The 10287-nt window shown below is 45.6% G+C and carries 6 protein-coding genes; 5 read left to right on the forward strand and 1 reads right to left on the reverse strand.

Annotation, left to right across the window (positions count from 1 at the left end; translation table 11 throughout):
* Positions 1-5 precede the first annotated feature (5 nt).
* The 4 genes from HMPREF9075_RS08925 to HMPREF9075_RS08940 are packed head-to-tail and all read left to right on the forward strand — an operon-like array spanning position 6 to position 7786.
* The gene (locus tag HMPREF9075_RS08925) at positions 6-4337 is read left to right on the forward strand and encodes a CusA/CzcA family heavy metal efflux RND transporter (RefSeq protein WP_009416222.1); all 4332 of its coding nucleotides are present in this window, start codon (positions 6-8) and stop codon (positions 4335-4337) included.
* 5 nt (positions 4338-4342) lie between these two features.
* Positions 4343-5524: an efflux RND transporter periplasmic adaptor subunit gene (locus HMPREF9075_RS08930; protein ID WP_009416223.1), complete on the forward strand. Its 1182-nt coding sequence runs from the start codon at positions 4343-4345 to the stop codon at positions 5522-5524.
* A gap of 4 nt (positions 5525-5528) precedes the next feature.
* Positions 5529-7079: a glycine betaine ABC transporter substrate-binding protein gene (locus HMPREF9075_RS08935; protein WP_369797069.1), complete on the forward strand. Its 1551-nt coding sequence runs from the start codon at positions 5529-5531 to the stop codon at positions 7077-7079.
* Complete coding sequence (locus tag HMPREF9075_RS08940) at positions 7076-7786, forward strand: ABC transporter ATP-binding protein (RefSeq protein ID WP_009416225.1); 711 nt, start codon at positions 7076-7078, stop codon at positions 7784-7786. The genes HMPREF9075_RS08935 and HMPREF9075_RS08940 overlap by 4 nt, the downstream gene beginning before the upstream one ends.
* Before the next feature lie 130 nt (positions 7787-7916).
* On the opposite strand, the gene HMPREF9075_RS08945 is transcribed toward HMPREF9075_RS08940, so the two are convergent.
* A complete protein-coding gene (locus HMPREF9075_RS08945; RefSeq protein WP_034557402.1) occupies positions 7917-9491 on the reverse strand; it encodes a Na+/H+ antiporter in 1575 nt (524 codons plus the stop codon).
* Between the two features lie 185 nt (positions 9492-9676).
* On the opposite strand from HMPREF9075_RS08945, the gene HMPREF9075_RS08950 reads away from it, so the two are divergent.
* Positions 9677-10204: a hypothetical protein gene (locus tag HMPREF9075_RS08950; protein WP_009416227.1), complete on the forward strand. Its 528-nt coding sequence runs from the start codon at positions 9677-9679 to the stop codon at positions 10202-10204.
* The last annotated feature ends 83 nt before the right edge of the window (positions 10205-10287 follow it).

Raw genomic sequence — 10287 nt, forward strand, 5'->3', positions numbered from 1 at the left:
TAGAAATGTTAGACAAAATCATACTATTTAGCATCAAAAATAAGCTATTTGTAGGATTCATGACCCTTATGCTTATTTTTTGGGGCGTATGGAGTGCTACAAGGCTCCCCATTGATGCCGTTCCAGATATTACTAACAACCAAGTACAAATCATCACCTCTACCCCTACTTTGGCCTCACAAGAGGTAGAGCAACTGGTTACTTTTCCTATTGAGCAAGCCATCGCCAATATTCCTGGGCTGGAGGAAACACGCAGTATTTCCCGCTTTGGCCTCTCGGTCATCACAGCCGTCTTTAGCGAGGATATGGACATCTACTTTGCCCGCCAGCTAGTCAATGAAAAGCTCAAGGAGGCACAGGAGCAAATCCCTCAAGGCATAGGCTCGCCCGAACTCTCACCCGTGAGTACCGGACTGGGGGAGGTATATCAGTATATCATTCGCCCTACGGAACAGAGCAAAAACAAATATTCCGCCAAAGACCTCCGCACCATGCAGGACTGGATCGTGGCTCGCCAACTCTATGGTACCAAAGGAATAGCCGAAATCAACAGCTTTGGAGGCGAACTCAAGCAGTATGAGGTGGTTATAGACCCCGATCGCCTCCGTGCCATGGGGGTGAGTGTCAGTGATATTTTCACTGCTTTGGAGCAGAACAACCAAAATACAGGAGGTGCCTATATCGACAAGCGCCCCAATGCCTACTTTATCCGAGGAATAGGCATGGCTCGCTCCCTTGAAGACATAGGCAATATAGCGGTAGGCAAGCACACCCCTCCCCTCTTTATCAAGCATGTAGCCGAGGTACGCTTGGGCAGTGCCATCCGCTATGGTGCCCTTACCTATAATGGTGAAGTAGATGCCGTAGGTGGGGTAGTGATGATGCTCAAGGGCGAAAACAGCCACGAGGTAGTCAGTCGGATCAAAGAAAAACTGCCCACCATACAGCAATCCCTACCTGAAGATGTAGTGATAGAGCCATTCTTAGACCGCACGGACTTGGTACAACGCGCCATCCATACGGTAGAGAAAAACCTCTTAGAGGGGGCGCTGATTGTCATCTTCATCTTAGTACTTTTCTTAGGGAACCTGCGTGCCGGACTGATTGTTGCCACGGCCATTCCGCTCTCCTTGCTCTTTGCCTTAGGAATGATGAACCTTTTTGGAGTAAGTGCCAACCTGATGAGCTTGGGAGCGATAGATTTCGGAATTATCGTAGATGGATCGGTTATCGTGGTAGAAGCAGTGATGCACCACTTGGCGATCCGAAAGAACCACCAACGACTTACCCAAGCACAAATGGATGAGGAGGTATTCCATTCCGCTTCCAAAATACGCAGTAGTGCCGCCTTTGGAGAGATTATCATCCTGATGGTGTATATTCCCATTCTTACCTTGGTAGGAGTAGAGGGCAAGATGTTCCGCCCTATGGCACAAACCGTCGTCTTTGCTATTTTGGGTGCCCTGATCCTTTCCCTGACTTATATCCCTGCCATGAGCGCTTTGCTCCTACCTAAAACAGTAAGTGACAAGCGCAGTTTTGCCGAGCGAATGATAAGCTGGCTCTACCGTCACTACCAACCGCTCTTTGTCCGTTCTATCCGCCTTAGGGGATGGATAATAGGCAGTATCGTGGTACTGTTCGTTCTTGCGGTAGGCATTTTCAGCCGTATGGGAGGTGAGTTTATTCCACAACTACAAGAAGGCGATTTTGTTTTTGAATGTATTCTGCCACCGGGCACTTCCCTGAAGCAGAGCTTGGAGACTTCCATGCAGGCCTCTCGCCTGATTCGTGAGTTCGACGAGGTGAAAATGGTGATAGGCAAAACAGGTTCTGCCGAAATACCTACCGACCCTATGCCGCTGGAAGCCTCCGATATTGTGATCGTACTCAAGAGCCAAGACCAATGGAAAAGTGGTCGCTCCTATGAGGAATTAGGAGATGCCATCATTGAGCGGCTCAAGGATATTCCTGGGGTCTTCTTTGAGAAAAGCCAGCCTATACAAATGCGTTTCAACGAATTGATGACAGGTGTCAGACAGGATGTAACGATAAAAATCTTTGGAGAAAACATGGATACCCTCGCCCACTACGCCCAAAGAGTAAGCCAACTTATCCAGAAAACAGAAGGTGCTACCGCCCCACAGGTCGAAAAAGTAAGCGGACTTCCGCAAATCAATGTTACTTACGATCGGGTACGCTTGGCCAACTACGGACTTTCGGTGCAAGAGGTCAATGAGGTACTCAGTACCGCCTTTGCTGGTAAGAAGGCTGGGGTTGTCTTCGAGAACGAACGAAGGTTCGACCTTGTGGTACGCCTCGATAGCCTCCATCGTACCGGAATTGACGATGTACAGCATATGATGGTAGCTACCGAAAATGGGCAGGTACCGATGAGCCAATTGGCCACTATCAAATATGAATTAGGTCCTGCACAGGTGAGCCGTGAAGCAGGCAAGCGCCGTATCGTCATTGGCTTCAACGTGCAAGGGCGCGATGTGCAGAGTGTGGTGAGTGATATAGAACAAAAATTAAAGGGCGTAAAGCTCCCTACGGGCTATTACTTTACCTATGGCGGTCAGTTTGAGAACCTACAAAAAGCCACCGATAGGCTCCTTATTGCCGTACCGGTAGCCCTGCTCTTGATTTTTTTCTTGTTATACCTTGCTTTCCATTCTATAAAACAATCCTTACTCATCTTTAGCGCTATCCCGATGAGTGCCATTGGGGGCGTATTTGCCTTGCTTCTTCGGGGAATGCCTTTTAGTATTAGTGCGGGTATTGGTTTTATCGCGCTCTTTGGGGTAGCAGTGCTCAACGGTATAGTGCTTATTGGCACTTTCAACCAGCTGAAAAAAGAAGGAATGACCAACCTTTTGCATCGTGTGATTACGGGTGCCGAAATGCGTTTACGCCCTGTGCTAATGACGGCTATGGTGGCGAGCTTAGGTTTCCTACCTATGGCGCTCAGTCAAGGAGCAGGAGCAGAAGTACAACGCCCCTTAGCCACTGTGGTCATCGGAGGGTTGGTATCGGCGACCTTCCTCACCCTCTTTGTATTGCCTTTGCTCTACTTAGCTTTTAACAATGGCTTCAAATGGGCAAAGCCCTCAGCCAAAGGACTGGTGATTATCGCTGTGCTCCTTAGCCCCATTGCCCTACAAGCACAAACCGTTTACAGCCTAACTGAAATAGAGCAAATAGCCCTCGAAAACAATGGGCTTATCAAGGCGGAACGACTCAAACTACAAGAGGCTACCGCCAAAGAGCGCACCGCCTGGGAGCTTCCCAAAACCGAACTTACAGGGCAGTTTGGCCAGTATAGCAGCCCCGAGAAAGATCTCTCGGTAGGTATATCCCAGTCTATTCCTTTCCCTACGGTATTCAGTGCGCGCAAAAAAAGCTACCTGGCAGAGACGCAACTACAACAAGGAAAAGTAAACCTTCAGGAAAATGAACTTAAGCAACAGGTGCGTACCCTATACCAACAATTGCAGTACTTAGCCTTCAAGCAGCAGCAACTCTTGCAACTCGATAGTCTTTTCAATGATTTTATCCGTATTGCCCAGGTACGTTTTAAGGCAGGTGACACCAAGAAAATAGACATCAACACCGCACAGGTAAAAAAAGGAGAGATTACCCTCTTGCTAAAGCAAAACCAAGCCTTGGCACAGACGGCTTATCGCAACCTGCATAGCCTTATGCAAACCGAAGCGGACTTTACCATCGCCACCTCCACTGCATACGAACCTTTGTTGCTAAAAGAGACCTCTGCCCCCAGCCTCTCTCAGCACCCCTTAGTACAGCTAAGCTACCAAGAGGCTACCATCGCCCAGAATAATCAGCATTTGGAGCGTGCCCAAGCCCTACCCGATCTTACTTTGGGCTATACCAATCAGTCCCTCATCGGAATGCAAACCATCGGTGGAGTAGAAGCCTACGCCGATAGAAGCCAGCGCTTTCACTTTGCCACCGTGGGGCTATCAATTCCGCTCTTTACCGCCACTCACACCAAAGTAAAAGCCTACGAATACCAAAGGCAAGCCGCCTTAGAGCAAGCTAAGCAAACAGAAAAACAGCTCAACACCCGATGGATCAATCTGTGGGAGAGCTACCAACTGAATTTGCAAAAGTATCAGTTTTACAAAGACGAAGCCCTCCCTGAAGCACAGCGCATCGTAAAAGCCAACCAATTGGGCTACAGTGCCGGTGAAATAAGCTATGTAGAATACCTCTATACCCTACAGACAGCTGTAGATACTCGCTTGGCATTCCTTGAAAGTATAGAGGCGCTCAATCAAAAAGTAATAGAACTCCAATCCCTTTTAAATCAGTAACACACATGAAAGAATACAGTATAAAAATCGCTTTTATCCTTATCTCACTCTTCACTTTATCCGCTTGTAATAATAACACCTCTACCACTGACGACCAGGAAGCGGAAGAAGAACACCACCACGAAGAAGGAAATACGACCACCCTGACCCAAACGCAAATCAAAACGGTAGACATTCGCCTGGGGCATATAGAACAAAAAGCCCTTACCGCTACCCTGAAAGCCAATGGAGTACTGAGTGTGCCTGCCGATTATCAGGCAAAGGTATCGACCATATATACAGGGATTATCCAAAGTGTAAAGGTAGAAATAGGCACCTATGTCCGCAAAGGGCAGGTAATTGCCACCATTTCCAATCCCGATTTTCTACAACAGCAACAGCGCTTGCTCACCGTAAATAGCCAAATCGAACTTGCCCAGCAAGAGCTTGACCGCCAGCAGATCCTCTACGAAGGCAATGCCGGTACGGGTAAGAACTTACAAGCGGCCACTCCCCAACTACGTACCTTACGCACTGAAAAAGCAGCCCTCGAAGAGCAAATACGCCTAATGGGCTTGAACCCCAAAACCCTAACCAATGAGGGGATGCAATCTACCCTGGCCGTAGTAGCTCCTATCAGTGGGAATATCAGTGCAGTATATACTAACAATGGCGCTTATGTAGATGCCTCCACCCCTATCGTGGAGATCATCGACAACAGTTCGCTGCACTTGCACTTGCAAGTATATGAGCGCGACTTGCCTTACATTAAGGTAGGACAACAGGTGCACTTTAACCCTACCAATAACACCTCTCGCGAATATGATGCCCAAGTGTATAACATTGCGGCTTCGTTTGAGAATGAAAGTAAAAGTATCATCGTACATTGCCACGTAGAGGGGGACAAACAAGGGCTTATCAGCGGAATGAACGTAACAGGAGTCATAAGTCTGGACAAAGAAACGGCACCTGCGGTACCCAATGATGCCATCGTAGAAGATAGTGGCAAATCGTATATCTTTGTCATCACCCACACTGACGATAAGGAAACTACCTTCGAGAAAATAGAAGTAGCCAAAGGCACTTCCGAAAGTGGCTATACCGCTATCGCCCCAGTAAAACCGATCGCCCCCGAGCAAACAATCGCTACCAAAGGCGCCTTTTTTATCAATGCTACCTTGGTCAATAGCGGCGAAGACGAAGACTAAACTAATGAACATCTTGACAGATCTTATTTCTCTTCTTCGTGACGAAGCACCGTTCTTCCTGCACCTGACTGCTGAGCATCTGCTCATCTCGCTCTCCGCCATAGCCATAGCTACCCTTGTAGGGGTGCTATTGGGAATCTTTATCAGCGAGTACCGCAAGTATGCCGTTTGGCTCTTGGGGGCTGTGAATGTGCTCTATACTATCCCCTCTATCGCTTTATTGGGTTTCTTTATCACTATTACGGGGGTAGGGAACCTCACGGCTCTTATTGCTCTAATACTCTATGCTTTACTGCCTATTATCCGCAGTACTTATACGGGTATTACCCAAATCAATCCGCTGATTGTAGAAGCTGCAGAGGCAATGGGTAGCACCCGCAGGCAACTGCTTTGGAAAATCAAACTTCCTTTAGCCCTGCCTGTACTGATGTCGGGCATTCGCAATATGGTAACGATGACCATTGCGCTGGCAGGGATTGCCTCGTTTGTAGGTGCTGGGGGCTTGGGGGTGGCTATCTACAGAGGTATCACTACCAATAACAGTGCGATGACCCTCATAGGCAGTGTGCTGATTGCGCTCTTGGCTTTAGGTTTTGATTTTCTTTTGGCAAAAGTAGAGCAACGATTGGTGCATCGTGAAATTGCCTATAAGCACAATCCGCTAAAGCTGGTAGGGATAGGCATTTTGGCACTGCTCATCACTCTCTTCTTTGTGCTTTCGCCTAAGAAAACAAAGGATATACATATCGCTACCAAACCGATGACTGAGAGCTATTTGCTGGGGCAGATGCTTTCTTTGCTTATTGAACAAGACACGGGGCTTTCGGTGCGACTGACCAATGGTGTAGGAGGTGGCACCTCTAACATTCACCCTGCCATAGCGCGTGGAGAGTTTGATATGTACCCCGAATATACCGGCACCGCGTGGGAAGCAGTACTCAAACGCAAAGACCCTTACAACGAGAACAAGTTTGCCGAATTAGAAACTGCCTACAAAAAGCAATACGGATTGGAATGGGCTAACCTATACGGCTTTAACAATACTTATGGCTTGGCAGTGAGCAAGGAAATGGCTCAAAAATACCAACTCAAAACCTTTACCGACTTGTCTAAGGTGAGCGACCGACTTATCTTGGGGGCTGAATACGACTTCTTTGAGCGAGAAGATGGTTACAAAGCACTACAAGAGGTATATGGGATACACTTTAGAAAGGTACTCGATATGGACATCGGACTGAAATACCAAGCGATGCGTGATAAAAAAATTGATGTTATGGTGGTTTTCACTACCGATGGACAGCTATCGGTAAGTGAGGTGGTGGTACTGCAAGACGACCGTAATATGTACCCCTCCTACAAGGCAGGCACAGTGGTACGCACCGAGCTACTGACCACCTACCCCACCCTGCGCACTACTTTGGCAAAGCTAAACCTGCTAATAGACGATGCCACGATGGCGCACCTCAACTTCTTAGTAGAAACTGAAAGGAAACGACCTGAAGAAGTGGCTAAGAACTTTCTGCTACAAAAAGGACTTTTAAACCCACAACGATGATTACTTTTTCTCATATACACAAAAGTTATAATGGTAAGGAAATTATTGCTGATTTGAATCTGACCATTGAAAGCGGTACTTTCCTCACCATCATAGGCACTTCGGGCTCTGGTAAAACTACTGTGCTGAAGATGATTAACGGGCTAGTATTGCCTGACAAAGGGGAGATACGCATTGACGGCAAGAATATTGCGAACGAAAACCTCATTGCCTTGCGCCGCAACATAGGTTATGTAATTCAAGGGAATATTCTCTTTCCGCACCTGAGCGTGGCAGAGAACATCGCCTACGTGCTTGTGCTAAAAAATTATCCTAAAAGCGACATCAGCCGTATTGTGGCTGAAAAACTACAGTTAGTAAACCTCGCTCCTGAACTGGCTGAGCGTTTTCCGCACGAGCTATCAGGGGGACAACAACAACGGGTGGGGATTGCAAGAGCCTTGGCTGCTAATCCTAACATCATACTAATGGACGAGCCTTTTGGAGCATTAGACAGCATCACCCGCAAGCAGCTACAGCACGAGCTAAAAGCATTGCATCAGCTCTCAGGGGCTACTATCGTATTTGTTACTCACGACATAACCGAAGCCTTAACACTGGGTACCAAAGTATTGGTGTTGGACAAGGGTGCTATTCAGCAATACGACACCCCCGAAATGATTAAAAGCAATCCTGCTAATGAATTTGTAAGACAATTGGCAAATTAGTAATTTATAAAAATGAAAGCTATCGTTATCCATCAAGCGGGCGATGCCCAGCAGTTACAAATAGAAGTGTAAATGCCAAAAAGATTACCCAGTTATTCGGTATATAGAACGGTAAGTTTGGGTTTTAATATTAATTAACTTCCCATTTTTCTTCCTCTAAGTTCAGTTGTCGGTGGAAATTGCGTATTTGCTCTTCATCAATACGTGGGTTTTTATTCAGTTGGTGCAATAACTCCCGCTGATGATGCAAAATAGCAACGTATTTTTTTCGCACTTCGGGGGTAGTGTTGCACTTAGGCATATCGAGCTGGTATTGCCATATATCTTTTTGATTTTGCAACAAGAAGCTATCGGTTATTCCTTCTTTGTAATGCTCTTGCATATAATCTAAAGCAGCTTGCGCCAAAGATTTACGAATAAGACTTTCGGCTTCGGCTTCAGGAATATGGTCTTCATAATCGGGAAATTTAGCCCAACGGATAAGCGCTGGCAAACTGAGTCCTTGCACGAGTAGGGTTGCTAATATCACTATAAAAGTAATGTAGAGAATCAGGCTGCGATGCGGAAAAGGCTCACCGTTCTCTAAAGTTAGAGGGATAGAAAGGGCTACTGCTAGTGAAAGCACCCCGCGCATTCCTGCCCAACCCAGAACCAAAGGCACCCGAAAGCCAGGGTTTCGCCTGTCGGCTACTGCAATGAAGTGTTTCATTACTTGGGTGATGAGTACCGCCCCATATGACGATAGCAGTCGTACCCCTACCACAACCCCTGTGATGAGCAGCCCATAGCCCGTGGCTGTTAGTAAGCTAATGCCTTCGGCTTCTATGCCTATCAGCACTTCAGGTAAGGCAAGTCCTATCAGCATAAAGGCAAGACCATTGAGTATAAAACCTAGAATATCCCATACCGCTACCCCTTTGTTGCGTGTGGAGGCAGCAAGAATACTAGTAAGGTGCAGCGACATATACATACTTCCTGCTACTACTGCCAACACTCCCGAAGTACCCATTTCGTTTGCTACAATATACATTATATAAGGTGCTATAACGGAGAGAATAACATCCATATTAGCATCGGTAGGGAGGAATCTGTGTAGTTTACGCATCACCCACGCTACTGCCAAGCCTATAAGCGTTCCGCCAATAACTACCCAAAGGAAATTCAGTGCCATATCCGTCCATACCAGCTGACCCGTAGTTACTACCAAAGCCGCAAACCTAAAAACTATGAGTGAAGAGGCATCGTTTAGCAAACTTTCGCTTTCTATGATAGTTGAAATGCGTTTGGGTACCTTTACAAACTTCATAATCGTTGAAGCACTCACCGCATCGGTAGAGCCTATCACGCCCCCCAAAAGGAAACCTAACGCCAACGAAAACCCAGGGAATACCATATTGGCTACCCACGCCACCGCAGCAGCCGTAATAAACACTACAATAAAAGCAAGGCTAAAGATAATGCGGCGCCACTTCCACATCTCTTTCAGTGATAGCGAAAAAACATCGGCATACAGAAGAGGCGGTAAGAAAATGATAAGTACCAAATCGGGATTCAGTGTAATGGCAGGCATATTAGGGATAAGACTTATCGCCAATCCGCCTAAAACTAAAAGAATAGGATATGCCACTTTCAGCCGGTTAGCCAACATTATCAGTAGCATAATAGCCACCATTAGGAGTAATAGGTAAGGGAAGTATTGTACCATAGTTTTATCAATATGAAGAGGCAAAAATAGTAAAAAATACTTTTTAATCATAATTGATAAGTATTTTTTTGTATCTTTGTGCCACTTGTGAATATGTGCTGGCAGGGGAAAAGGAGAGCGTAGAAGCGAAACACTTGCGATAACGAAGTTGGGTTTGGGGTGAAAAAACATCATTAATAAAGTATATGAATCAGAAATTTAAAATCAAGTATTATGTTTGGAAAGAGGATTTAGGAGATACTCCTAAAATCTCGTATAAACTTATTGAGTATGTATGGAATTACATAGAAGAAAAATTCTTAGTTCCTAAAAAAATATGGATAAATGATAAATATACCTATAGTTTTGGTTTATGGTTTAAAAAAATGAAACCAGAGTATTTGTATTTTCAGGATAATATTTTTAATACAGAAGATACGAAATATATAGTTCTTAAGTTTAGACCAGCTGTTAATTCGATGAAACAAACATCTTTGGATGTTACCTCTACACTAATTGATGGACAAACACCCCCTAATGTATGTGCTTCAATGATATACGATGTTTTTGCATCGCTCATTCTTCTTTATACTAAAAAACTCACCCCAGAGGATTTTATAAAAGAAAAGGAAGGTTTGGATCAAACTATTATTAATAGTTTCCCTTTTCCAGCTTCTATAGAAGAGTCTAACTTGATAGTTATTGAGGAGGGTGAAAAGAAAAGGTTGTGTTAATGAAATAAGAAGGCAACACCACCCAAGAGGGGTAAATATATCAAATGTATTGTAAAATCCTCATTGATAAGGCACGAGCTACA

Source organism: Capnocytophaga sp. oral taxon 332 str. F0381 (assembly GCF_000318275.2).
Lineage (GTDB): Bacteria > Bacteroidota > Bacteroidia > Flavobacteriales > Flavobacteriaceae > Capnocytophaga > Capnocytophaga bilenii.

Bases quoted from the DNA above. Each gene is read 5' to 3' on its own strand.
- HMPREF9075_RS08930 (WP_009416223.1), top strand. From the start codon at position 4,343: ATGAAAGAATACAGTATAAAAATCGCTTTTATCCTTATCTCACTCTTC.
- HMPREF9075_RS08950 (WP_009416227.1), top strand. From the start codon at position 9,677: ATGAATCAGAAATTTAAAATCAAGTATTATGTTTGGAAAGAGGATTTA.
- HMPREF9075_RS08945 (WP_034557402.1), bottom strand. From the start codon at position 9,491: ATGGTACAATACTTCCCTTACCTATTACTCCTAATGGTGGCTATTATG.
- HMPREF9075_RS08940 (WP_009416225.1), top strand. From the start codon at position 7,076: ATGATTACTTTTTCTCATATACACAAAAGTTATAATGGTAAGGAAATT.
- HMPREF9075_RS08935 (WP_369797069.1), top strand. From the start codon at position 5,529: ATGAACATCTTGACAGATCTTATTTCTCTTCTTCGTGACGAAGCACCG.
- HMPREF9075_RS08925 (WP_009416222.1), top strand. From the start codon at position 6: ATGTTAGACAAAATCATACTATTTAGCATCAAAAATAAGCTATTTGTA.